This is a genomic window from Streptomyces arenae (assembly GCF_022343545.1).
Classification (GTDB): Bacteria; Actinomycetota; Actinomycetes; order Streptomycetales; family Streptomycetaceae; genus Streptomyces; species Streptomyces humi.
In genome coordinates this window covers 16,402-40,310 of record NZ_JAKQYH010000009.1, presented here as the reverse complement: position 1 = coordinate 40,310, position 23,909 = coordinate 16,402, and the positions used below count along the sequence as shown (strand labels likewise).

Annotated in this window: 17 protein-coding genes and 1 pseudogene; 11 read left to right on the top strand and 7 right to left on the bottom strand. The window is 72.2% G+C overall.

The genetic code is table 11. The features are described 5' to 3' along the window. Positions 1–312: 312 nt before the first annotated feature. From MB828_RS04880 to MB828_RS04865, 4 genes and pseudogenes are all read left to right on the top strand, one after another. Positions 313–843: pseudogene (locus MB828_RS04880) on the top strand (CoA transferase); the annotation flags it as partial. Between the two features lie 230 nt (positions 844–1,073). After that, on the top strand, positions 1,074–2,087 hold the full coding sequence (locus MB828_RS04875) for an LLM class F420-dependent oxidoreductase (RefSeq protein WP_133028556.1): 1,014 nt from the start codon (positions 1,074–1,076) through the stop codon (positions 2,085–2,087). 42 nt (positions 2,088–2,129) lie between these two features. Further along, complete coding sequence (locus tag MB828_RS04870; RefSeq protein WP_133028557.1) at positions 2,130–3,344, top strand: acetyl-CoA C-acetyltransferase; 1,215 nt, start codon at positions 2,130–2,132, stop codon at positions 3,342–3,344. A gap of 40 nt (positions 3,345–3,384) precedes the next feature. After that, positions 3,385–5,598: a 3-hydroxyacyl-CoA dehydrogenase NAD-binding domain-containing protein gene (locus MB828_RS04865; RefSeq protein WP_301647067.1), complete on the top strand. Its 2,214-nt coding sequence runs from the start codon at positions 3,385–3,387 to the stop codon at positions 5,596–5,598. On the opposite strand, the gene MB828_RS04860 is transcribed toward MB828_RS04865, so the two are convergent. Further along, positions 5,582–6,337: a MerR family transcriptional regulator gene (locus tag MB828_RS04860; protein ID WP_301647070.1), complete on the bottom strand. Its 756-nt coding sequence runs from the start codon at positions 6,335–6,337 to the stop codon at positions 5,582–5,584. The two genes, MB828_RS04865 and MB828_RS04860, sit on opposite strands and share 17 nt — an antisense overlap. 253 nt (positions 6,338–6,590) lie before the next feature. Here MB828_RS04860 and MB828_RS04855 point away from each other — a divergent pair, with 253 nt between their 5' ends. Next, entirely contained in the window at positions 6,591–8,042 is a 1,452-nt protein-coding gene (locus MB828_RS04855) for an amino acid permease (protein WP_301647066.1), read from the top strand. A 124-nt stretch (positions 8,043–8,166) separates the two neighbouring features. Here MB828_RS04855 and MB828_RS04850 read toward each other — a convergent pair whose 3' ends face one another. Next, positions 8,167–9,636: a M1 family metallopeptidase gene (locus tag MB828_RS04850; RefSeq protein ID WP_133028560.1), complete on the bottom strand. Its 1,470-nt coding sequence runs from the start codon at positions 9,634–9,636 to the stop codon at positions 8,167–8,169. A gap of 241 nt (positions 9,637–9,877) precedes the next feature. Between MB828_RS04850 and MB828_RS04845 the strand changes: the two genes are divergently transcribed. Further along, on the top strand, positions 9,878–11,830 hold the full coding sequence (locus MB828_RS04845; RefSeq protein ID WP_301647065.1) for a Xaa-Pro dipeptidyl-peptidase: 1,953 nt from the start codon (positions 9,878–9,880) through the stop codon (positions 11,828–11,830). Positions 11,831–12,029: 199 nt separating this feature from the next. Here the strand turns inward: MB828_RS04845 and MB828_RS04840 are convergent, their stop codons facing one another. Further along, complete coding sequence (locus MB828_RS04840; protein WP_301647064.1) at positions 12,030–12,977, bottom strand: NAD(P)/FAD-dependent oxidoreductase; 948 nt, start codon at positions 12,975–12,977, stop codon at positions 12,030–12,032. Between the two features lie 65 nt (positions 12,978–13,042). On the opposite strand from MB828_RS04840, the gene MB828_RS04835 reads away from it, so the two are divergent. Together MB828_RS04835 and MB828_RS04830 are read left to right on the top strand one after the other, a co-directional pair. Further along, the gene (locus tag MB828_RS04835; RefSeq protein ID WP_301647063.1) at positions 13,043–14,065 is read left to right on the top strand and encodes an oxidoreductase; all 1,023 of its coding nucleotides are present in this window, start codon (positions 13,043–13,045) and stop codon (positions 14,063–14,065) included. A 56-nt stretch (positions 14,066–14,121) separates the two neighbouring features. Next, positions 14,122–15,762: an ABC-F family ATP-binding cassette domain-containing protein gene (locus tag MB828_RS04830; protein WP_301647062.1), complete on the top strand. Its 1,641-nt coding sequence runs from the start codon at positions 14,122–14,124 to the stop codon at positions 15,760–15,762. A gap of 140 nt (positions 15,763–15,902) precedes the next feature. On the opposite strand, the gene MB828_RS04825 is transcribed toward MB828_RS04830, so the two are convergent. Both MB828_RS04825 and MB828_RS04820 read right to left on the bottom strand, forming a co-directional pair. Then, the gene (locus MB828_RS04825) at positions 15,903–18,356 is read right to left on the bottom strand and encodes a Tex family protein (protein ID WP_301647061.1); all 2,454 of its coding nucleotides are present in this window, start codon (positions 18,354–18,356) and stop codon (positions 15,903–15,905) included. Positions 18,357–18,521: 165 nt separating this feature from the next. Continuing rightward, positions 18,522–19,391 (bottom strand): SCO6745 family protein, encoded by an 870-nt coding sequence (locus MB828_RS04820; RefSeq protein ID WP_301647060.1) that lies wholly within the window; start codon positions 19,389–19,391, stop codon positions 18,522–18,524. A gap of 172 nt (positions 19,392–19,563) precedes the next feature. On the opposite strand from MB828_RS04820, the gene MB828_RS04815 reads away from it, so the two are divergent. Beyond that, a complete protein-coding gene (locus tag MB828_RS04815; RefSeq protein ID WP_301647059.1) occupies positions 19,564–20,535 on the top strand; it encodes a GlxA family transcriptional regulator in 972 nt (323 codons plus the stop codon). 7 nt (positions 20,536–20,542) lie between these two features. Next, positions 20,543–21,190, top strand: a complete 648-nt coding sequence (locus MB828_RS04810) for a DJ-1/PfpI family protein (RefSeq protein ID WP_301647058.1) — start codon at positions 20,543–20,545, stop codon at positions 21,188–21,190. On the opposite strand, the gene MB828_RS04805 is transcribed toward MB828_RS04810, so the two are convergent. After that, positions 21,165–21,917 (bottom strand): enoyl-CoA hydratase/isomerase family protein, encoded by a 753-nt coding sequence (locus MB828_RS04805; protein ID WP_301647057.1) that lies wholly within the window; start codon positions 21,915–21,917, stop codon positions 21,165–21,167. The genes MB828_RS04810 and MB828_RS04805 overlap by 26 nt on opposite strands. Before the next feature lie 241 nt (positions 21,918–22,158). Between MB828_RS04805 and MB828_RS04800 the strand changes: the two genes are divergently transcribed. After that, positions 22,159–22,653, top strand: coding sequence for an ATP-binding protein (locus MB828_RS04800; protein ID WP_301647069.1), 495 nt, complete (start codon positions 22,159–22,161; stop codon positions 22,651–22,653). Positions 22,654–22,671: 18 nt separating this feature from the next. Here the strand turns inward: MB828_RS04800 and idi are convergent, their stop codons facing one another. Continuing rightward, entirely contained in the window at positions 22,672–23,265 is a 594-nt protein-coding gene (gene idi, locus MB828_RS04795) for an isopentenyl-diphosphate Delta-isomerase (RefSeq protein WP_046728526.1), read from the bottom strand. Positions 23,266–23,909 lie beyond the last annotated feature (644 nt).

Genomic DNA, 23,909 nt, shown 5'->3' with positions numbered 1-23,909 from the left:
GAGGTCACCGTGGGGTGGGCTCGTCCCACCAACACCAACGAATGATCAAGGCGCGGTGTTGACGCGGCGCTGGACGGCACCGATCTATCTCAAGCGTTCGAGCCTTGCTGTGGCGGTGGCCGGCGAGTGCCAAGACGTGCTCCGTCTGTCCGAAGGCCTCGTGGGCCAAGCCGACCGTATGCATCCACCCGGCGTCCCGTTTGGCCACCGCCACTCGAACGTCCCTGCCGGACTCCTCGTCCTGCTGGACCGCTCTTAACTACGGATTAGGAGTGGGTGGACGTCACCAACACCTCGCGGCGGCCGGTGAACCTGGACGGCACCGCACACCTCGCGTCGATGATCCACGGCATGGTGGCCGCGGGCCGCTGGCAGGACCGGCGCGGCGCCAACCTGCTGGACGGCGGCTGCCCGTACTACGGCACCTACGAGACCGCCGACGGCGGCCACATGGCGGTCGGCGCCCTGGAGCCGCAGTTCTACGCGGAGTTCCTCGACCGGCTCGGGGGCGTCGCCGACCTGGCCGACGCCCGCAAGGACTGGACCCGCTGGGGTGAACTGCGCGAGCGGGTCGCCGCCCGCTTCAAGGAGCGCTCGCGGGCCGAGTGGACGGCCGTCTTCGAGGGCTCCGACGCCTGCGTGGCCCCCGTGCTGTCCCTGGCCGAGGCCCCGCACCACCCCCATCTGGCCGCCCGCGGCACCTTCACCGACCACGCCGGCATCACCCAGCCGGCCCCCGCCCCCCGCTTCTCCGCGACCCCCACGAGCGTCCGGACCGCCCCCGCACACCCGGGCGCCGACACCCCCGAGGTGGCCCACGACTGGGCAGTACCGACCCTGCTGGACGCCCGTGTGCCGGACGGCCATGTGTCGGGCGGCCATGTGGCCGACGCCCATGTGCCGGACGCCCATGTGCCGGACGCCCATGTGGCGGACGACAGGCCTGACGCCCATGTGCCTAGCGCCCATGTGCCCGACGCCCATGTGCCCGACGCCCATGTGCCCGACGCCTCTGGACCCCACGCCCCCGGCCCCGTCGGCCATGACCACGACCACGACAAGGACATCGCCTGATGGAGCTCTCCACCTTCCTCGACTACGCGGGTGATCCGCGCGGTGCCGCGGACCGGGCCGCCGCGCTGGAGTCGGCGGGTCTCGACGCGGTCTGGGTCGCGGAGGCGTACGGCTTCGACTCGCCCACCATCATGGGCTACCTGGCCGCCCGCACCGAACGGATGAAGATCGGCTCCGCGATCCTCAACGTCTACTCCCGTACCCCCGCCCTCATCGCCCAGACGGCCGCGGGCCTCGACGCGATCTCCGGCGGCCGGGCGATCATCGGCCTCGGCGCCTCCGGCCCGCAGGTGATCGAGGGCTGGCACGGGAAGGCCTACGACAGGCCGCTCGGCCGCACCCGCGAGACCATCGAGCTCACCCGGCGCATCCTGCGCCGCGAGGTCATCGACCACCACGGCATCACCGACATGCCCCGTCCGGGCGGCCTCGGCAAGCCCCTGAAGATCCTCACCAGGCCGGTCCGTCCCGAGGTCCCGCTCTACGTCGCCTCCCTCGGACCCGCCAACGTCCGGATGACCGCCGAGATCGCCGACGGCTGGCTGCCCACCCTGTTCATCCCCGAGAAGGCCAAGGACGTCTGGGGAACCGCGCTGGCGGAGGGCGCCGCCCGGCGCGACCCGGCCCTCGGCGAGCTGAAGACCGTCGCCGGCGGACTGCTGGCCATCGGCGAGGACGCGGCCGCCGCACGCGACCTCGCCCGCCCCCGGATCGCCCTGTACGTGGGCGGCATGGGGGCGCGCGGCAGGAACTTCTACAACGACCTCGCCGTCGCCTACGGCTACGAGAAGGAGGCCCGGCTCATCCAGGAGCTGTACCTCGACGGCCGGCACCGGGACGCCGCGGCGGCCGTACCGGACGAGTTCTGCGAGCTCATATCCCTGTGCGGCCCCGAGGGCTACGTCCGCGAGCGCGTCGAGGCCTTCCGCGAGGCCGGCGTCACCATGCTGGACGTCACCCCCGTGGGCCCGGACCCGGCCCGCCTGGTCGAGACCGTCAAGAACTGGCTCTGACCCCCTCCCGCTCTCGAAAAACCCTCGTTGAAAGGCTTGTCAGTGAGCACCGAAGCGTACGTGTACGACGCGATCCGCACCCCGCGCGGCCGCGGCAAGGCGAACGGCGCCCTGCACGGCACCAAGCCCATCGACCTGGTCGTCGGTCTCATCCACGAGATCCGCGACCGCTTCCCGGGCCTCGACCCGGCCGCGATCGACGACATCGTGCTCGGCGTCGTCGGCCCGGTCGGCGACCAGGGCTCCGACATCGCGCGGATCGCCGCGATCGCCGCCGGACTGCCCGACACGGTGGCCGGCGTCCAGGAGAACCGCTTCTGTGCGTCCGGCCTGGAGGCCGTCAACATGGCTGCGGCCAAGGTCCGTTCGGGCTTCGAGGACCTGGTCCTCGCCGGCGGCGTCGAGTCCATGTCCCGGGTGCCGATGGCCTCGGACGGCGGTGCCTGGTTCAACGACCCGATGACCAACCTGGCCGTCAACTTCGTGCCGCAGGGCATCGGCGCCGACCTGATCGCCACCATCGAGGGCTTCACGCGGCGGGACGTCGACGAGTACGCGGCGCTCTCCCAGGAGCGCGCGGCGACGGCCTGGAAGGAGGGCCGCTTCGACCGCTCCGTGGTGCCCGTGAAGGACCGCGCGGGCCTCACCGTCCTCGACCACGACGAGCACCTGCGGCCCGGCACCACCGCCGACTCCCTCGCCAAGCTCAAGCCCTCCTTCGCCGACATCGGCGAACTCGGCGGCTTCGACGCGGTCGCCCTGCAGAAGTACCACTGGGTCGAGAAGATCGACCACGTCCACCACGCGGGCAACTCCTCCGGCATCGTCGACGGCGCCTCCCTGGTCGCCATCGGCTCGAAGGAGATCGGCGAGCGCTACGGCCTCACCCCGCGCGCGCGGATCGTCTCGGCGGCCGTCTCCGGCTCCGAACCGACCATCATGCTCACCGGTCCCGCCCCCGCCACCCGCAAGGCCCTCGCCAAGGCCGGCCTCACCGTCGACGACATCGACCTGGTCGAGATCAACGAGGCGTTCGCGGCGGTCGTGCTGCGCTTCGTGAAGGACATGGGCCTGTCCCTGGACAAGGTCAACGTCAACGGCGGGGCCATCGCGCTCGGCCACCCGCTCGGCGCCACCGGCGCGATGATCCTCGGCTCGCTCGTCGACGAACTGGAGCGCCAGGACAAGCGCTACGGCCTCGCCACGCTGTGCGTGGGCGGCGGCATGGGCATCGCGACCATCGTCGAGCGCGTCTGACATCCCCGCGGAACCAAGAGACCTCACGGAGACACGAGCCATGACCGAGAGCACCACCATCCGCTGGGAACAGGACGACACCGGCGTCGTCACCCTCGTCCTGGACGACCCCGCCCAGTCCGCGAACACCATGAACGCGGCCTTCGTCGAGTCGATCGCCGCGATCGCCGACCGTCTGGAGGCCGAGCAGGACTCGGTCCGGGGCGTCATCTTCACCTCCGCCAAGAAGACCTTCTTCGCCGGCGGCGACCTGCGCGACCTGATCCGGGTCACCCCCGAGACCGCCCAGGACCTCTTCGACGGCGGCCTCGCGGTCAAGCGCAACCTGCGTCGCATCGAGACCCTGGGCAAGCCGGTCGTCGCCGCCATCAACGGCGCGGCCCTCGGCGGCGGTTACGAACTCGCCCTCGCCTGCCACCACCGGGTCGCCCTCGACACGCCCGGCACGAAGATCGGCTGCCCCGAGGTCACCCTCGGCCTGCTCCCGGGCGGCGGCGGGATCGTCCGCACGGTACGCCTGCTCGGCATCGCCGACGCCCTCCTGAAGGTCCTCCTCCAGGGCACCCAGTACAACGCCCGCCGGGCCCAGGAGAACGGCCTGGTCCACGAGGTCGCCGACAGCCCCGAGGACCTCCTCGCCAAGGCCCGCGCCTTCATCGACGCCAACCCCGAGTCCCAGCAGCCCTGGGACAAGCCGGGCTACCGCATCCCCGGGGGCACGCCCGCCAACCCGAAGTTCGCCGCCAACCTGCCCGCCTTCCCGGCCAGCCTGCGCAAGCAGACCAACAACGCCCCCTACCCGGCGCCGCGCCGCATCCTGGCCGCCGCCGTCGAGGGCAGCCAGGTCGACTTCGAGACCGCCCAGGTCATCGAGGCCCGCTACTTCGTCGAGCTGGCCGCCGGGCAGATCTCGAAGAACATGATCCAGGCGTTCTTCTTCGACCTCCAGGCCGTCAACTCCGGCGCCAACCGTCCCCAGGGCATCGAGCCGCGCAAGGTCAGCAAGGTCGCCGTCCTCGGCGCGGGCATGATGGGCGCCGGCATCGCCTACTCGTGCGCCCGCGCGGGCATCGACGTCGTCCTCAAGGACGTCTCGGCCGAGGCGGCCCTCAAGGGCAAGGGCTACTCCGAGAAGCTGTGCGCCAAGGCCGTCGCCAAGGGCCGTACCAGCCAGGAGAAGGCGGACGCGCTGCTCGCCCGCATCACCCCGACCGCGGACCCGCAGGACCTCGCGGGCTGTGACGCCGTCATCGAGGCCGTCTTCGAGGACACCGCGCTCAAGCACAAGGTGTTCCAGGAGATCGAGTCCGTCGTCGCCCCCGACGCGCTGCTCTGCTCCAACACCTCCACCCTGCCCATCACCGCCCTCGCCGAGGGCGTCGAGCGGCAGACCGACTTCATCGGCCTGCACTTCTTCTCGCCCGTCGACAAGATGCCGCTCGTCGAGATCATCAAGGGCGAGCGCACCGGCGACGAGGCCCTCGCGCGCGCCTTCGACCTGGTCCGGCAGATCAACAAGACGCCGATCGTCGTCAACGACTCCCGCGGCTTCTTCACCTCCCGGGTGATCGGCCACTTCATCAACGAGGGCGTCGCCATGGTCGGCGAGGGCATCGAGCCCGCCTCCGTCGAGCAGGCGGCGGCCCAGGCCGGCTACCCGGCCAAGGTGCTCTCCCTGATGGACGAGCTGACGCTCACCCTGCCCCAGAAGATCCGCCGCGAGTCGAAGCTGGCCGTCGAGGAGGCGGGCGGCACCTGGCAGGCGCATCCGGCGGAGGCGGTCATCGACCGCATGGTCGACGAGTTCGGCCGCCCCGGCCGCAGCGGGGGAGCGGGTTTCTACGACTACGCCGAGGACGGCAGCCGCGGCGCCCTGTGGCCCGGCCTGCGCGAGCACTTCGGGGGTTCCGGGGGTCGCCCCCCGGGCAAGCACGGCACCCGGCCCGGCCGGGAGATCCCGTTCCGGGACATGCAGGAGCGGATGCTCTTCGCCGAGGCCCTGGACACCGTCCGGCTCCTGGAGGAGGGCGTGCTGACCTCGGTCGCCGACGCCAACATCGGCTCGATCTTCGGCATCGGCTTCCCGGGCTGGACCGGTGGTGTCCTCCAGTACGTCAACGGTTACGAGGGAGGGCTCCCGGGCTTCGTGGCCCGCGCGCGTGAACTCGCCGAGACCTACGGTGAGCGCTTCACCCCGCCCGCGCTGCTGGTCGACAAGGCGGCGAAGGGGGAGACCTTCACCGACGGGCGCTGACGGCCGGGTCCGCACCGGGCTCGCCGCCCTCCTCAGGCGCGGCGAGCCACTGGTGCACCTCCGCACTGAGCGAGCGCTGGAACGCCGTCAGTAGTGCCTGGACCACCAGCGGCTGCATGTGGGCGGACAGGGACCTCACGTCCTCCTCGGCGCGCTCCGCCACCTCGGCCCGGAACAGCTGGGACAGCTCGTGCGCGGCCGCCCGCGCGTGCTCGGTCAGCACCGTGCGCGCGGCCAGGATCGCCTTCTCGGACAGCGGCACGTCGAGGAGCTGCACGGCCAGCCGGAACAGGCCGGGGTCGATGCGGTAGGCGTCGCCGTCGGGCCGTACGACGTCCATCGCGACGAGCCGTTCGACGTCCGGCGCGTCCAGCGGGCGCCCGGCCCGGCGCCGCAGCTCCCCGGCGGTGACCGTCTCCTCGGTGTCCGGGGCCCAGGAGGCGACCGCGGCCCGGTGGATGGCCAGGTCGTGATCGCTCAGGCCGGCCGGCAGCCGCCGCAGATAGCGCTCGATCGCGGCCAGCGTCATGCCCTGGAGCTGAAGCTCCTCGATCAGCGCCAGCCGGGCCAGGTGCTCCCGCCCGTAGTGCCCGACCCGCCGCGGACCGATCACCGGCGGCGGGAGCAGCCCCTTCGTGCCGTAGAACCGGACCGTGCGGACCGTGGTGCCGGCCCGCGCGGCCAGCTCGTCGATCGTGAGCGCGGGCTCCCCGGACTCGCTGTCCGTGTCGGTCGTCATGTGCAGCAGTATCGCTGTCACACCGGCACTGTGACACGCGGGTCTCGCGTACGCGTGTTCGATCGCACGTCACTCACCCGTCATGATCGAGACCTTGTGAGAAGTTCCGCTCTGTGATCCACGTCATCGCATGTGCCGTGAGGGCCGGGGGAAGGTTGCGCCTTGGTCTGTGCAAACAACCGAGCGCGCCGACCGAGTACGTCCGGACATCCGAGCGCGATCCGCTCGGGCGCACCAGAGAGTGGAACCACCTGTGAGCAAGGACGCCGCCGACACGGCACAGGCCGTCGCCACCCGGACCGACCCGGCCCGGACGCCCGCGGACGCGGGCGACGCCGGCTACAGCAAGGACCTCAAGCACCGCCACGTCAACATGATCGCCATCGGCGGCGCGATCGGCACCGGTCTCTTCCTGGGCGCCGGCGGACGCCTCCACAACGCCGGACCGGCACTCGCCCTCGCCTACCTGGTCTGCGGAATCTTCGCCTTCTTCGTGGTCCGCGCCCTCGGCGAGCTGGTCCTGTACCGCCCGTCCTCCGGCTCCTTCGTGTCGTACGCGCGCGAGTTCCTCGGTGAGAAGGGCGCGTACGTCGCCGGCTGGATGTACTTCCTCAACTGGTCCACGACCGGTATCGCCGACATCACCGCGATCGCGCTCTACACGCACTACTGGAGCATGTTCACGAGCATCCCGCAGTGGACGCTCGCGCTCGTCGCCCTGGCCGTGGTGCTGGCGGTGAACCTCATCTCGGTGAAGATCTTCGGCGAGATGGAGTTCTGGTTCGCAATCATCAAGGTCGCCACCCTGGTCGGCTTCATGCTGATCGGCATCTACCTGCTGGCCACCCAGCACAGGGTCGACGGCACGACCCCGGGCCTGAGCGTCATCACCGACCACGGCGGGGTGTTCCCGCACGGGCTGATGCCGGTCGTCCTCGTCATGCAGGGCGTGATCTTCGCGTACGCGGCCCTGGAACTGGTCGGCGTCGCGGCCGGCGAGACCGCGGAGCCGGAGAAGGTCGTCCCGCGCGCGGTGAACTCCATCATGTGGCGCGTCGGCCTCTTCTACGTCGGTTCGGTCGTCCTGCTGGCCCTGCTGCTGCCCGGCTCGGTCTACTCGGCCGACGAGAGCCCCTTCGTCACGGTCCTCTCCAAGATCGGTGTCTCCGGTGCGGGCGACGTGATGAACCTGGTGGTCCTCACCGCCGCGATGTCCTCCCTCAACTCCGGCCTGTACTCCACGGGCCGCATCCTGCGTTCGATGGCGGCGGCCGGCTCCGCCCCTAAGTTCACGGCACGCATGAACCGCAGCCAGGTCCCCTACGGCGGCATCCTGCTGACCTGCGCGGTCTGTGTGCTCGGGGTCGGGCTGAACTACCTGATGCCCAGCCAGGCCTTCGAGATCGTGCTGAACGTGGCCTCCCTCGGCATCATCAGCACCTGGGTGATCATCATGCTCTGCCACCTGATCTTCGTCCGCAGGGCGAAGGCGGGCCTGGTCGAGCGCCCGTCGTTCCGCCTCCGCTTCAGCCCGGGCACCGAGCTGGCCACGGTCGCCTTCCTGCTGGTCTGCCTCGGCATGATGTGGAACGACCCGGCGGTCGGCCGCAAGACCCTCCTGCTCATCCCGGTGATCGCCGCACTCCTGGTGGCAGGCTGGTTCGGCGTCCGCCGCAGGGTCGCCCAGCAGTCCCACCGGGGCTAGCACCCCATACATCCGGGGACGCCCCTGAAGGGGCGCCCGGGGGGCGCCCCTTCAGGGGCGCGAGGAACTGCGCGACCAGCCACACACGGCCCGCAGCCCCCCGCGTACCGAACCCGGCACCCCCTCAGTGCACGTCGTTCGTAGCCTCGATCCGCTTCCAGGACTTCGGCTGCGCAACAGCCCCCACGGCCCTCGCCGCAGGCACCGCCGGCTTCGTCGGCTCGAACAGCCACGCGTCGAACAGCGCGCCCAGCGACTTCCCCGACACCTTCTCCGCGTACGCCTCGAAGTCCCCCACGGAGGCGTTCCCGTACGCGTGCTCCTTCGGCCACCCCTTCAGGATCGCGAAGAACGCGTCGTCACCGACCGCGTTCCGCAGCGCCTGCACGGCCAGCGCCCCCCGGTCGTACACGGCGATGTCGAACTGGTCGTCCGGACCGGGATCCCCCGGCTTGACCGTCCAGAACGCGTCGTCGGCCGGATGCGACGCGTACACGTAGTCGGCGAGCTCCTGCGTCGTGCCCTCGCCCTCGTGCTCCGACCACAGCCACTGCGCGTACCGCGCGAAACCCTCGTTGAGCCAGATGTCCTTCCAGCCCTTGAGAGAGACGTCGTCCCCGTACCACTGGTGGGCCAGTTCGTGCACGACCACCGACGTGTTGGAGCCGTTCGCGAACTGCTTGGGGCTGTAGTACACGCGGGTCTGCGTCTCCAGCGCGTACCCGGTGGTGGTGTTCGGCACGTACCCGCCGGCCGAGGCGAACGGATACGGCCCGAAATAGCCGGACAGCCAGTCCACCAGCTCCCCGGTGCGTTCCACGCTCGCCCGCGCCGCCCCGTCGTTGTCGCCGAGGTCCTTGCTGTAGGCGTTGACGACCGGCACCCCGCCCTCGGAGGTGCTGGTGGTGATGTCGAACTTCCCGACCGCCAGTGTGGTCAGGTAGGTCGCCTGCGGCTTGTTCTGCCGCCAGTTGTAGCGGGTCCAGCCCAGCTTCGAACTGGTCGACTGGAGCAGGCCGTTGGAGATGACCTGGGTGCCGTCGGGCACGGCCACCGACACGTCGTAGGTCGCCTTGTCCAGCGGGTGGTCGTTGCTCGGGTACCACCACCAGGCCGCCTCGGGCTCGTCCGCCGCGACGGCGCCGTCCGGGGTGCGGTGCCAGGTGTTGAAGCCGTACGCGCTCTTCGTCGACGGGACCCCGCTGTAGCGGACGACCACGGTGACCGGCGTGCCCTTCGCCAGCGGTGACTTCGGCGTGATCACCAGCTCGTGCTGACCGGAGGTGGTGAAGGCGGCCTGTGCCCCGTTGACCCGTACCTCGCTGACGTCCAGCAGGAAGTCCAGGTCGAAGCTGGACAGGTCCTGCGTGGTCCGCGCCAGGATCGTGGCCGTTCCGGCCAGTTCGTCGGTGGCGGGCTGGTACTGCAGGCGCAGGTCGTAGTGGGAGACGTCGTAGCCGCCGTTGCCGTAGTACGGGTAGTAGGGGTCGCCGATGCCCGGCGCGCCGGCGGTGTAGCTCGCGGCCGATGCCGGGATCGCCAGCAGCAGGGAGGCCGCCGCGAGGACGCCCGGCGCGAGGATTCTGCGGTGCAAGTGAACTCCAGGTCGGTAGGGGGCCGGGGCGTACCCGCCGCAACCGGCCGGGACGCCACGTCGATGGAGCATGCATCTGGTGAACGGAACACGAGTCTGTCCGGAGCCTATTCAGTCCCTGAGTCCCCTGGCCTGTCCATGGCACCTGCTGTCACACGATCGCCATTCGGCCGTAATCCGATCCGACGGTGCCTCATGCGCCCCCTTCTGCACGGGAGTTGACCGAGGTAGCGTCCGCCGCATGCCGATTCGTACGCGCTTCACGATCTGGAGACCGTTCGCCGTGGCGGCCGTCGCATCCCTGATCGCCGCCTTCCTCACCCCGGCCGCGGCGCAGGCCGCCGGTACCCCCCGGGAGAGCCGGCCCGTCTACTCGTACGCCGACGCCATCCGCGAGGCGGTCTGGGTGGACACCGGACTCGACTCCGACGGCGACGGGAAGACCGACCGCGTCGCCGCCGACATCGTCCGCCCCGCCGAACCCGCCGCCCAGGGCCGCAAGGTACCGGTCATCATGGACGCCAGCCCCTACTACTCCTGCTGCGGCCGCGGCAACGAGAGCCAGCTCAAGACGTACGACGCCCAGGGGAACGTCGTCCAGATGCCGCTGTTCTACGACAACTACTTCGTGCCCCGCGGTTACGCCTTCGTCGGCGTCGACCTCGCGGGCACCAACCGCTCGGACGGCTGCGTCGACGTCGGCGGCCGCTCGGACATCCAGTCCGCCAAGGCCGTCGTCGACTGGCTGAACGGCCGGGCCAAGGCGTACCGCAGCCGTACCGGGACCACCACGGTCAAGGCGACCTGGACCAACGGCAGAACCGGCATGATCGGCAAGAGCTGGGACGGCACCATCGCCAACGGTGTCGCCGCGACCGGCGTGAAAGGCCTGAAGACGATCGTCCCGATCAGCGCCATCTCCTCCTGGTACGACTACTACTTCGCCCAGGGCGCCCCGCTGTACGACTCGGGCCCCGACTGGCTGGCCGACGCGGTGGAGAGCGACGCGGCCCACGCCGGGTGCGCCGCCGTCCAGCGGAAACTGGTCGACGAGGCCCCGCGCAGCGGCGACTGGACCGGCCTGTGGACCGAGCGCGACTACGTCAAGGACGCGGCCAGGGTGAAGGCCAGCGTGTTCCTCGTGCACGGCATGCAGGACCTCAACGTCCGCACCAAGCACTTCGGCCAGTGGTGGGACGCGCTCGCCAAGAACGGGGTCGAGCGCAAGATCTGGCTCTCCGAGACCGGTCACGTCGACCCCTTCGACTACCGGCGCGGCGCCTGGGTCGACACCCTGCACCGCTGGTTCGACCACGAACTCCTCGGCTACGACAACGGGATCGACCGCGAGCCGATGGCCGACGTCGAACGCCACCCCGACCAGTGGGTCACCTCCGCCGTCTGGCCGCCGAGCGGTACGCGGACCACCACCCTGCGCCCGGCCGCCGGCACCCAGGCGGGCGTCGGCACCCTCGGCCTGCGCGCGAACGGCGGCACCGAGACCTTCACCGACGACCCGCAGCACAGCGAGACCGACTGGGCGGCCCGGATCGCCACCCCGACCCCGGACAAGGCCGGTTTCCTCACCGCGCCGCTCACCCACGACCTGCGGGTGTCCGGCTCGTCCAAGGTCACGGTCACCGCCACCCCGACCACGTCGACGGCCCACCTGACCGCCGTCCTCGTCGACCTGGGCCCGGACACCGTCCGGGACTACTCCGACGCGGCCGAGGGCATCACCACCCTCACCGACCGGACCTGCTGGGGCGAGAGCACGGCCGGTGACAGCGCCTGCTTCCTGAGGACCGCCGCCAAGACCAAGGCCGTCGACTACACCGTCTTCAGCCGCGGCTGGGCCGACCTCGGCACCTACGCCGACCCCGGCAAGGGCGTGCCGCTCACCCCGGGCAAGGCGTACACGATCACCGTCGACCTGGCGGCCACCGACCACGTCGTGCCCAAGGGGCACCGGCTGGCGCTGATCGTCGCGGGCACGGACAAGGACCTCATCGATCCGCCGTCCACGACCCCGACGCTCACCCTGGACCTGTCCCGCACCTCGGCCGGGGTCCCGCTGGTCGGCGGCCGGGCCGCGTTCATGGCCGCGACCACGGCCCGCTGGACCGCCCCGGCGAAGCACCCCCTGGCCGGCCTCCGCGCCCCGCACCCCGCCCCCCACGTCCCCGCGAACTGACCCCGGGGGCCTCGGACGGCTCCCGGGGTCTCGGACGGCTCCCGGGGTCTTGGACGGCTCCCGGGGTCTTGGACGACTCTCGGGGTTTCGGATGACCTCCGGGGGCCTCGGACGGCTCCTGGGGCCTCGGGTGACTCCCGAGGCCCTGTATGACCTACGGGGACCCGGATGACCTCCGGGGTCCCGGCGGCGCAGGTTTCTAGGCGGCCGGTCCGGCGTCCACCAGGCCGGCCGCCTCTCGTGCGCACCCCCAGGCCACCGTGATCCCGGCGCCGCCGTGGCCGTAGTTGTGGACCACCACCCCGCCGTCCGGGCGGAGTTCACGCGCCAGCCGGACCGCGCTCCGGTACGGCCGCAGCCCCACCCGGTGCGCCAGGACCCGCGCCCCGGCGATCTCCGGCCGCACCGCGGCACACCGCGCCACGATCGCGGCCGCGACGGCCGGATCCGGCTCCGGGGACCAGGCGTCCTCCTCCGCCGTACCCCCGAGCAGCAATCCGCCCGGCTGCGGGAAGAAGTACGCGGACGCGCCGCCCTCGGCCTCGTCGACGGACGTGTACCAGGTCGTGATCCCCGGGTTCTCCACCACGACCAGCTGCCCGCGCACCGGACGCACGGCCGGATCCGGTACCAGCGAACGAGCGCCCAGCCCGGTGCAGTTGACCACGACCGGCGCGGGCACCTCGGCGAGCCCGGCCACCTCCCGCTCCTCGACCGTCCCGCCCGCCCGCTCCAACCGCTCCCGCAGCCAGGCCAGATGGACCGGCATGTCGATCAACGGGAGCCGGGCCGCGACACCTTCGTCCGTGTCGGTGAGCCCCGGCACCCGGGCCGCCCAGGGGCCCAGCCCGTCCAGCCGCAGTCCGTGGTGTACGCCCTCGACCAGGCGTACGCCCGTCTCCTCGGGCCGCGCCGCCAGCTCCTCGTACACGACGAGGGACGCGAGGGCCCATTCGCCGACCAGCGCCTCCGGTTCGATGCGGTACGGCCACCACAGCGCACCGGCGACCGCCGAGGTCGTACGCCCGCCGGTCTCCCGCGCCCACACCCGCACCCGGCGGCCGCTCTCGGCCAGCACCACCGCCGTGGTCAGCCCGGCCACCCCGGCACCGACCACGACGACCTCGTCACTCAGCTCGTTCGCCACGCCGTGACGTTAGCGGAATATGTCATGCCGCGCTCAGAACGTCCCGCTCTGGGGATACTCACAGCATGTCTGCCGCATACGCGACCTTCGGCCTGGCCCCGGCGATGCGCGCCGGCGGTGTCCGTGCCGACGGCGGCTACCAGCACCACCGGGACTTCGTGGACTTCGTCGTCGACGGCCGCCCCCTGCTGTTCCAGCTCTCCGACCTGGACGCCGTCTCCCCGCTCGCCTCCGACGTCCCGCCCGCGATCTTCACCGCCCAGGTCCGCGGCCTCCTGCTGGAGGCCGCCCCGCCGCTGCCCGGCGGCCGGTACGTCATCTACGGCTGCCCCGAGTGCGAGGACCTGGCCTGCGGCGCGGTCACCGCGCTCATCGAGCGGGACGGCGACGACTACATCTGGCAGGACTTCGCCTGGCAGACCGACCCGCACGCCGACCTGGAACTCAACGGCTACCACGGCATCGGCCCGTTCCGCTTCCACGGCCCCGGCTACCGGGAGGCCCTCGGTGCCCTCCTCGCGGACCCCGGCCCGCCGCCCGGCCGCCGCGTCCTGCTGATCGGCGCCCGCGTCGCCCTCCTCGCCAGGCTGGCCGCCGCCCTGCGCGCCATCGGCATCGGCGCCGACATCACCGGCGACACCGACGGCGTCCCCGCCGAGGAGCTGCGCGGCTACGGCGCCGTGTTCTTCGGCCCGACCGCCGGGGAGCCCGAACGGGCCGCCGTACGCGCGGCGTTCGACCGGGCGGGCGTACCGGTGGCGTACGTCGACGGCCTCGCCCCGATCGTCCCGCTCCTCGTCGCCCAGACCGAGCACGCCCTCGACCGCAGCCCGCTCCCGCAGCGCCGGCTGGCCCGCCTGGTCGCCGCCGACGGCACCGCCGGCGTCGAGGTCACCTCGTCCTGCCGGGTCCGGCTCACGGCGTACCGCCTCGACCGGCTCTCCCGGCCCCGCAGCCACGAACTCTTCGACGGCGTCCTGGCACCCGGCAGCCACCGCATCCCCCTCGACGGCAAGGCGGTCAGGGGCGGCTCCTATGTCGTCGCCCGGACCACGGACGGCGTCCTGGTGGCGGCGACCACCCGCTGACCGGGGCCGAAAGGCGCGCGGGCCCCGCGCCCCGGCCCGTTAGGATCGGCCTTCTGATGACTGCCACCCTCGTCGCCAAGAACCTCGCCGCCGGGCACGGCGACCGCTCGCTCTTCTCCGGGCTCGACCTCGTCGTCGCGCCCGGGGACGTGATCGGTCTGGTCGGTGCCAACGGCGCGGGCAAGTCCACCCTGCTCCGGCTGCTCGCCGGGCTCACCGCTCCCGAGCAGGGCGAGCTGCGGCTCTCCCCGCCGACCGCGAGCATCGGCCACCTGCCCCAGGAGCCGGAGCGGCGGCCGGGGGAGACCGTGCGCGCGTTCCTCGCCCGGCGCACCGGCGTCGCAGAGGCCCAGCGCGTCATGGACGAGGCGACCCAGGCCCTGGTGGACGGCGAGCCGGGCGCCGACGACGCCTACGCCGTCAGCCTGGAGCGCTGGCTCGGCCTCGGCGGCGCCGACCTGGAGGAGCGCGCCGAGGAGGTCGCCGACTCGCTCGGCCTGGCCGTCGACCTGGACCAGCCGATGACCGCTCTGTCCGGCGGCCAGGCGGCCCGCGCGGGCCTCGCCTCCCTCCTGCTCTCCCGCTACGACGTCTTCCTGCTCGACGAGCCCACCAACGACCTCGACCTGGACGGCCTGGAGCGCCTCGAACGCTTCGTGACCGGGCTGCGCGCGGGCACGGTCGTCGTCAGCCACGACCGGGAGTTCCTCACCCGCACGGTCACCAAGGTCCTCGAACTCGACCTGGCCCAGCGGCAGATCAACCTGTACGGCGGCGGCTACCAGGCCTACCTGGAGGAACGCGACGTGGCCCGCCGGCACGCCCGCGACGACTACGAGGAGTACGCCGACAAGCGCGCCGCCCTCCAGGACCGGGCCCAGACGCAGCGCTCCTGGATGGACAAGGGCGTCAAGAACGCCCGGCGCAAGGCGTCCAACGACAACGACAAGATCGGCCGCAAGTTCCGCAGCGAGGCCAGCGAGAAGCAGGCCGCCAAGGCCCGGCAGACCCAGCGCATGATCGAACGGCTGGAGGTCGTCGAGGAACCGCGCAAGGAGTGGGAACTGCGCATGGAGATCGCGGCGGCCCCGCGCTCGGGAGCCGTCGTGGCGACCCTGCGGGACGCGGAGGTACGGCGCGGGGACTTCACCTTCGGCCCGGTCTCCCTGGGGATCGACTGGGCGGACCGGGTCGCGGTGACCGGGGCCAACGGCGCCGGCAAGTCCACGCTGCTCGCCGCGCTGCTCGGCCGGGTACCGCTGGACTCCGGGCACGCCGCCCTCGGCTCCGGCGTGGTGGTCGGCGAGGTCGACCAGGCCCGCAAGGTCTTCCACGGCACCGAGCCCCTGCTGGACGCCTTCTGCGCCGCCGTCCCGGACACCGAGCCGGTCGAGGTCCGCACCCTGCTGGCCAAGTTCGGTCTCAAGCAGGACCACGTACTGCGCCCGGCGGGCACCCTCTCCCCGGGCGAACGCACCCGTGCCGCCCTGGCGCTGCTCCAGGGCCGCGGCGTCAACCTGCTCGTCCTGGACGAACCCACCAACCACCTCGACCTGCCCGCCATCGAGCAGCTGGAGTCCGCCCTCGACACCTACGAGGGCACGCTCCTCCTGGTCACCCACGACCGCCGCATGCTGGACGCGGTGCACGTGACCCGCCGCCTGGAGGTGGCGGCGGGCAAGGTGACGGAGCGCTGAGACCCGGCGCTCCCTCGGACCCGGCCGCGGGGCACCGCCGGACCGGCGACCGACCCGGGGACGCGAGGAACCGCGCGACCGGCCACGCCGGCCCCGCAGTTCCCCTCGGCCTCACCGGCCCACGGCTCCCGGCGAAGCCGTCACCGCTTGCCGTTCTTCGGGTCCAGCAGGCCCGCGCGCCGCAGCGCGTCGGCCATCGCGCTGTTCGCCGGTGCCGGAGCCGACGCCTGGCGCGCCCCGCCGCTCTGGCGCGCCCCGCTGCCCTGGCGCGCCCCGCTGCCCTGGCGCGCTCCGCCGCCCTGGCCGCCACGGCCGCCGCCCTGCCCGCCCTGCCCGCGCTGCTGTGGCGGACGCCCGCCGCGCTGCGGTCGCCGCTCGCCGCCGGGAGCGGCCTGGGGGGCCTGTGCCTCGTCGTCGAGACGCAGCGTCAGCGAGATCCGCTTGCGCGGGATGTCCACGTCGAGGACCTTCACCTTGACGATGTCACCCGACTTCACCACGTCCCGCGGGTCCTTGACGAACGTCCTGGACATGGCCGAGACATGCACCAGACCGTCCTGGTGCACCCCGATGTCGACGAACGCGCCGAACGCCGCGACGTTCGTGACCACGCCCTCCAGGACCATCCCGGAGGCCAGGTCGGAGATCTTCTCGACGCCCTCCTTGAAGGTCGCCGTCTTGAAGGCCGGACGCGGGTCGCGCCCCGGCTTCTCCAGCTCCTTGAGGATGTCGGAGACGGTCGGCAGACCGAACGTGTCGTCCACGAAGTCCGTCGGCCGCAGTGAACGCAGCACCCCCGTGTTGCCGATGAGCGCGGCCACCTCCTGGCCGGACGTCTTCACCATCCGCCGTACGACGGGGTACGCCTCGGGGTGGACGCTGGACGCGTCCAGCGGGTCGTCGCCGCCGCGGATGCGCAGGAAGCCCGCGCACTGCTCGTACGCCTTGGGGCCGAGCCGGGCCACGTTCTTCAGCTGCGAGCGGGAGGTGAACGGGCCGTTGGCGTCCCGGTGGGTCACGATGTTCTCGGCGAGCCCGGAGGTGATCCCGGAGACCCGTGCGAGCAGGGGCGCGGAAGCGGTGTTGACGTCGACCCCGACACCGTTCACACAGTCCTCGACCACGGCGTCCAGCGAGCGGGAGAGCTTCACCTCGGACAGGTCGTGCTGGTACTGGCCGACGCCGATCGACTTCGGGTCGATCTTCACCAGTTCGGCGAGCGGGTCCTGGAGCCGGCGCGCGATGGAGACGGCGCCGCGCAGCGACACGTCCATGTCCGGCAGTTCCTGCGAGGCGAACGCGGACGCCGAGTACACGGAGGCGCCCGCCTCCGACACCATCACCTTGGTGAGCTTCAACTCCGGGTGCTTGGTGATGAGTTCACCGGCGAGCTTGTCGGTCTCGCGGGACGCCGTGCCGTTGCCGATCGCGACCAGCTCGACCGCGTGCTCCTTGGCGAGGCGGGCCAGCTTGGCGATCGCCTCGTCCCACTTGTTGGCCGGGACGTGCGGGTAGATGACGTCGGTGGCGACGACCTTGCCGGTGGCGTCGACCACGGCGACCTTGACCCCCGTGCGGAAACCCGGGTCGAGGCCCAGCGTCGCGCGGGTGCCGGCCGGGGCGGCGAGCAGCAGGTCGCGCAGGTTCGTCGCGAAGACGTCGACCGCCTCGTCCTCGGCGGCCGTGCGCAGCCGCAGCCGCAGGTCGATGCCGAGGTGGACGAGGATCCGGGTGCGCCAGGCCCAGCGGACCGTGTCCGCCAGCCACTTGTCGGCGGGCCGCCCCCGGTCGGCGATCCCGAACCGGTGGGCGATGGTCCCCTCGAACGAGGACGGGCCCTCGGTGGGCTCCTCCGGTTCCAGGACGAGGTCGAGGACGTCCTCCTTCTCGCCGCGGAGCATCGCGAGGATCCGGTGCGAGGGCAGCTCGGTGAAAGGCTCCGCGAAGTCGAAGTAGTCGGCGAACTTGGCGCCCGCCTCCTCCTTGCCCTCGCGCACCTTCGCGGCCAGCCGGCCCCGCACCCACATGCGCTCCCGCAGCTCACCGATCAGGTCGGCGTCCTCCGAGAACCGCTCGGTGAGGATCGCGCGGGCCCCCTCCAGGGCGGCCTGCGGATCGGCGACGCCCTTGCCGGCGTCCACGAACGCGGCGGCCGCCGCCAGCGGCTCCACCGTCGGGTCGCCGAGCAGCCCCTCGGCCAGCGGCTCAAGACCGGCCTCCCGCGCGATCCCCGCCTTGGTGCGCCGCTTCGGCTTGTACGGCAGGTAGATGTCCTCCAGCCGCGCCTTCGTCTCGGCGCCCCGGATCTGCGCCTCCAGCTCGTCGGTGAGCTTGCCCTGCTCCCGCACCGACTCCAGGATCGCGGTGCGCCGCTCCTCCAGCTCCCGCAGGTAGCGCAGCCGCTCCTCGATCGTGCGCAGCTGCGCGTCGTCGAGCATCTCGGTCGCTTCCTTGCGGTAGCGGGCGATGAAGGGCACCGTCGAACCGCCGTCGAGCAGCTCCACGGCAGCCTTGACCTGCCGCTCCCGTACGCCGAGCTCCTCGGCGATCCTGCCTTCGATGGACCCTGGAACCAGGAACCCGGGTGTCGTCACGATCCCGTACCGCCTTCTCCACTGAGGTTGCGCGGCAATTGTGGCAGGTGACACCGACAAGGGGGCCGCAGGGCGGCGTTCCCGCGACACGAACGGCGCGCCGGACACGCCGCGCGCCCCAGGGAACCGGTCTCCGGAGCCGGCCTCTTCTCCGGCCGGGACCGCTCAGCCCTTCCCGATCAGGTCCGCCGGGAACGCGCCCGCGGCCACCGCCGTCCTCGTGAAGCCCGTGGCCAGTTCCGTCAGCCGGGTCACCCCGCCGGCCCCCAGGTGTTCGTAGGGTGCCCGGTCGAGGCGGTCCGTCTGCGTCTCGATCTCCGCCCGCAACGCCGTCCCCGCCCCGGTCAGTTCACCCGCGGTGTCGAGCAGCCCGCGCTCCCGGAGCCGGTCCGCCGCCGCGTCCCAGTCGTCCCTGGTCCAGCCGCGCGTGGCGGACACCCACTTCGGGTGCATGCCCTTGCCGGTCGCGGTGTGCGTCACCACCGCCTCGAGGCCGTCCAGGCCGGCCGCGGCCAGCACCGCGAGATGCCCGTCGCCGCGGTGCTCACGCAGCAGCGTCGTCGCGTGCCAGTAGGCGAGGTGGGGCTCCCCGGGCACCGGCAGGTCCGCGTGGGCCGAGTACAGCGGCCGGCCGGGACGGGAGCACGCCTCGGTGGCCCGCAGCGCGAGTTCCGCGGCCTCGGCCATCGCGTCGGACTCCACCGCGTCCGCGCCCAGCAGCCGCCGCATCGACGCGTCGACGGCACGCAGGCGGGCGGCGAGGACGTCCTCGGGCGACGCCGTCTCCCAGATCGCCGGCACGTGCCGGGCCACCAGCTCGTGCTTGTAGTTGTAGAACGTCGCCGTCACCGTCCCGGCCCCGACGGGTCCCAGCGCGGCCGCCCGCACCGCGAAGTTGACGGCCCGGGGGTGGGTGACCCCGAGCGCGGCCAGTTCCTCGGCCAGTTCGGGGCTGAAGAAGTGCGTCGCGTGCAGGGAGTTGAGCAGGTTGTGGCAGCGGCGGCCGGCGCGCGGCTCCAGGACGGCGGTAGTCATGACGCGCACGTTACTGACTGGTCGGTACGGACTCCAGATCCAGGCACTCCAGATCTAGGGCACTCCAGATCCGGTCCTCAGATCCAGATCCTCGGATCCGGGCCCAGGGATGGCAGGAAAGGTGGGGAACCCGTCGTTGCGGCCATGCCGGGCCGCGTCAAGAATCGACGGCATGGCGCAGCGAACCGTCCTCGTCGTCCTCTTCGACGGCGTCCAGAGCCTCGACGTCACCGGCCCCGTGGAGGTGTTCACGGGCGCCGAGACGCACACCCCGGGCAGCTACCGCATCCGTACCGCCTCGCTCACCGGCGCCCCCGTGCGCACCTCCAGCGGGCTGACCCTCGTACCGGACGGGGCCCTGGCCGAGGAGGCGCCCGGCCCGCACACGCTGCTCGTGCCCGGCGGGCAGGGGACCCGGCGCCGTGATCCGGAGCTGGTGGCGTGGCTGCGGGTGTACGGCCCGGACGCCGGGCGGCTCGTCTCCGTCTGCACCGGTGCCATCCTGCTCGCCGCGGCCGGACTCCTGGACGGCCGACGGGCGACCACCCACTGGGCGTACTGCGACAAGCTGGCCCGTGACCACCCCGCCGTCGACGTGGACCCCGACCCCATCTACGTCCGCGACGGTCACGTCGCCACCTCGGCGGGCGTCACCTCCGGCATCGACCTGGCCCTCGCCCTCGTCGAGGAGGACCTGGGCCGGGAGGTCGCGCTGACCGTCGCCCGGCACCTCGTGGTGTTCCTGCGCAGGCCCGGCAACCAGGCCCAGTTCAGCGCCCAGCTCGCCGCGCAGACCGCGCGGCGCGAACCGCTGCGGGAGGTGCAGCACTGGGTGACCGAGAACCCGGCCGGCGATCTGAGCGTGCCGGCCCTGGCCGCCCGCGCCGCCCTCTCGCCCCGCCACTTCGCCCGTGCCTTCCAGGCCGAGACCGGCACGACACCAGGCCGGTACGTCGACCGGGTCCGCCTCGAACACGCCCGCCGGCTCCTGGAGGACACCGGTGACGGCGTCGAGGAGGTCTCCCGCGCCAGCGGCTACGGCACGCCCGAGGCGATGCGGCGCGCCTTCCTGAAGGCCCTCGGCGCGACCCCCGCCGAGTACCGGCGCAGGTTCCGCCCCGTTTCCGTCGGTCAACCCGGTTAGGAGAGCCATGCAGTTCGCGATCGTCCTCTACGACCGTTTCACCGCCCTGGACGCCGTGGGGCCGTACGAGACCCTGGGCCGGCTGCCGGGCTCGGAGCTGGTCTTCGTCGCAGAGCGGACCGGCCCCGTCCGCAGCGACAACGGGAGCCTCGCCCTCACCGCCGACCGGACCCTGGCCGATGTTCCCCGCCCGGACGTCGTGGTCGTCCCGGGCGGCCCCGGGCAGACCCCGCAGATGACGAACACGGCCCTCCTCGACTGGATCCGCGCCGCCGACGCCACCAGTACCTGGACGACCTCCGTGTGCACCGGGTCCCTGCTGCTCGCCGCCGCCGGCCTGCTTCGGGGGCGCCGGGCCACCTCGCACTGGCTGGCGCTGCCGGAGCTGCGCGCGTTCGGTGCCGAGCCGACCGGGGAGCGCGTGGTCACGGACGGCAAGTACGTGACCGCGGCTGGCGTCTCCGCCGGCATCGACATGGGGCTCACCCTGCTCGGCCGGATCTCCGGGGACACCGTCGCCCAGGCCGTGCAGCTCGGCATCGAGTACGACCCGCAGCCGCCCTACGACGCCGGTTCCCCGGACCGGGCGCCCGCCGAGGTCGTCGAACTGCTCCGCTCCAGGAGCCGTTTCATCCTCGGGGAACCGACCACGTGAACCGGGCCTGACGGCGCTCCAGGAACGCGGCCACGCCCTCCGCCGTGTCCCCGCTCGCGCCCGCCTGGCGCGCCCAGTGGTCGTCCCGGTCCGTGCGGCCGTTCGCGAACTCCTTCGCCGCGGCCTGCGTCAGCTGGGAGCGCGTGACCAGGGTCCGGGTGAACTCGGCCACCCGCTTGTCCAGTTCCCCCTCGGGCAGCACCTCGTCGACCAGGCCGGTGCGCAGCGCCCGCTCGGAGTCGATCAGCTCGCCGGAGAAGAGCAGGTACTTGGTGGTGGCCGGGCCGACGAGGGACACCAGGCGCCGGGTGGAGGCGGCCGGGTAGACGATGCCGAGCTTGGCGGGCGTCACCCCGAACTGCGCGCCCTGCTCGGCGAATCGCAGGTCGCAGGCGGCGGCGAGCTGCGCGCCACCGCCGACGCAGTGGCCGCGGACCGCGGCCAGGGTCGGCTTGGGGAACGCGGCCAGGGCCTCCTCGGCCGCGACGGCGAGGGCCTGGGCCTCGGCGGGGGAGCCCTGGAGGGTGGAGATGTCGGCACCGGCACAGAAGGTCGGGCCCTCGCCGGTGAGGACCAGTGCCCGCACGGCGGGGTCGGCGGCGAGCTCCCCGAGGAGGGGCGGGAGGGCCCGCCACATCGCCGCGGTCATCGCGTTGCGTTTGGCCGTGTTGCCGATCACTACGGTGGCGACGGCGTCGTTGACCCGGTGGTCGAGGCGGGGCTCCATGTGCGGGATGGTAGCCGCGCGTCGCGCCGTCCCCGCGTCCCCGGGGTTGCAGTACAACCCTAATAGTTCGCGAAGTCGGCTTTTGGCGGGCCAGGAGTTGTCGCACAACTGACGTTGTCATACGCCAACGGTCAGATCCGCTCGATAGTTGCTGACTTGTGTTCAGTCATCCGGAGCGGAGCGGGTCGTTACCAACACTCGACGTGTGGTGACAATCGAGCGCGAGGGTGGCGACCGGACGATGGAGAACCACGGGCGCGGGCACGACCCGCGTCCAGAGGGAGGCGGCCCGCCGCCGCCGGATCCGCTGCCGTACGAAGGAGTCTGGCGGTTCACGGCCGCCGCCGTGGACGCCTCGGTCCCGCAGGCGCGCCGCGCCGTACGGGACCTGCTCCAGCGCCAGGGCGTCCCGGTCTCGGAGGACCTGGTGTACGGGCTGCTGCTGATCGTCTCCGAACTGGTCACCAACGCGGTCAAGCACGCGGCGCTGCTGTCGCCGATGCTGGCCGTGGAGGTCGCCGTCGGCGCCGAGTGGGTACGGGTGTCCGTGGAGGACAACCACCCCTACCGTCCGACCGCCCTGGAGGCCGACCACGGCCAGACCGGCGGCCGGGGCCTGCTGCTGGTCCGGGAGATCGCCCGGGAGGCGGGCGGAGTGGTGGACGTGGAGCACACGTCGAGCGGCGGCAAGGTGATCTGGGCCGCCCTGCCGCTCAAACCCGCGACGCTGCCCTGAGGGGCCGGGTGAGGCTTCTCACCAGCCCGCGGACGGGCCCGTCAGCTCCCTGACCGCCGGACGGGCCGCGTCCAGCACGGTCATGAACCAGGAGGAGAAGGGGTCCTCGGCGTGCCGCTCGGCCAGCTCGGCGGCCGTCACGAAAGCGGTCGCCTCGACCTCCTGCGGATCGGGGACCAGTGGCGCCTGCACCATCCCGACGAACAGGTGGTTGAACTCCTGCTCGACCAGGCCCGAGGCCGGGTCCGGGTGGTTGTAGCGGACCGTGCCCGCCTCGGCGAGCAGCGACGGCGAGACCCCCAGCTCCTCGAAGGTACGGCGGGCCGCCGCCGCGAAGGGCGCCTCACCGGGGTACGGGTGGCCGCAGCAGGTGTTGGACCACACCCCGGGGGAGTGGTACTTGCCCAGCGCCCGCTGCTGGAGGAGCAGTCTGCCGTGTTCGTCGAAGAGGAAGACGGAGAACGCCCGGTGCAGCTGCCCGGGCGGCTGGTGCGCGGCCAGCTTCTCCGCGGTGCCGATGGTCACACCCTTCTCGTCGACGAGTTCCAGCAAGATCGCGTCCGCGGTGCCTTCCGACGTGCTGTCCGTCGTGGTGGCAGGTGTGATCGGCATACCCATCCTTCGCCTCGGTCCTGGCACCCCAAGTCTGCCGTACGAAACCGACACTTCCGACACTTCCCGTGCGGGCACGCCGGAAGGGGGCCCGGTTGTTGATCGTGCCCTAAGCGTACGAACGGGAACCCTGGGAGCCCCAAGGGGTACCTGTTCGGGGAGACCTCGAACACAAGGCCGCCGTGCTCCGCGCGGCCGCTCGGCTCCAGGGGCGCCGGCGGGCCCGCGCGGCAGCTTCGGCGTCCTCGGTGCGGTCGTCAGGATCACAGTGGCTCGCGAGCCTGGACAGGAGCGGCCCGTGGCTTCCCTGACCTGCGGAAACGGGTCGGCTCAGAGCCTCCTCGGTTACCTGCCGTGAGGGGTTGTGCGTCCTGCGTGGCCGGTCTCCGGTGGCCGGCGCGTACGCCCGCATGTCTCCAATGCCCGGTCTGTGAGCGCGGTTTGTGGCCCGGGGCTCGGATCACGGATGATGATCTCGGCAAAGAGCGGGTCGGCGCGGGCCGTCCGTGCCGTGAACGGCCGGTGAACAAGCAATCCTCACCATCCGCTAACCTCTGCCGAATGCCGTCCGGGGGCCACCAGGCACATGTGCCCCATCACGCAGCAGACCGGCGCCCGTGCGCCGCACCAGGGAGTGAGTTCGG

What these genes read in the sequence shown, in the direction of transcription:
- MB828_RS04845 (WP_301647065.1), top strand. Translation starts at nt 9,878, where the DNA reads ATGCCGATTCGTACGCGCTTCACGATCTGGAGACCGTTCGCCGTGGCG.
- MB828_RS04815 (WP_301647059.1), top strand. Translation starts at nt 19,564, where the DNA reads ATGGCGCAGCGAACCGTCCTCGTCGTCCTCTTCGACGGCGTCCAGAGC.
- MB828_RS04820 (WP_301647060.1), bottom strand. Translation starts at nt 19,391, where the DNA reads ATGACTACCGCCGTCCTGGAGCCGCGCGCCGGCCGCCGCTGCCACAAC.
- MB828_RS04805 (WP_301647057.1), bottom strand. Translation starts at nt 21,917, where the DNA reads ATGGAGCCCCGCCTCGACCACCGGGTCAACGACGCCGTCGCCACCGTA.
- MB828_RS04835 (WP_301647063.1), top strand. Translation starts at nt 13,043, where the DNA reads ATGTCTGCCGCATACGCGACCTTCGGCCTGGCCCCGGCGATGCGCGCC.
- MB828_RS04860 (WP_301647070.1), bottom strand. Translation starts at nt 6,337, where the DNA reads ATGACGACCGACACGGACAGCGAGTCCGGGGAGCCCGCGCTCACGATC.
- MB828_RS04810 (WP_301647058.1), top strand. Translation starts at nt 20,543, where the DNA reads ATGCAGTTCGCGATCGTCCTCTACGACCGTTTCACCGCCCTGGACGCC.
- MB828_RS04800 (WP_301647069.1), top strand. Translation starts at nt 22,159, where the DNA reads ATGGAGAACCACGGGCGCGGGCACGACCCGCGTCCAGAGGGAGGCGGC.
- MB828_RS04875 (WP_133028556.1), top strand. Translation starts at nt 1,074, where the DNA reads ATGGAGCTCTCCACCTTCCTCGACTACGCGGGTGATCCGCGCGGTGCC.
- MB828_RS04830 (WP_301647062.1), top strand. Translation starts at nt 14,122, where the DNA reads ATGACTGCCACCCTCGTCGCCAAGAACCTCGCCGCCGGGCACGGCGAC.
- MB828_RS04865 (WP_301647067.1), top strand. Translation starts at nt 3,385, where the DNA reads ATGACCGAGAGCACCACCATCCGCTGGGAACAGGACGACACCGGCGTC.
- idi (WP_046728526.1), bottom strand. Translation starts at nt 23,265, where the DNA reads ATGCCGATCACACCTGCCACCACGACGGACAGCACGTCGGAAGGCACC.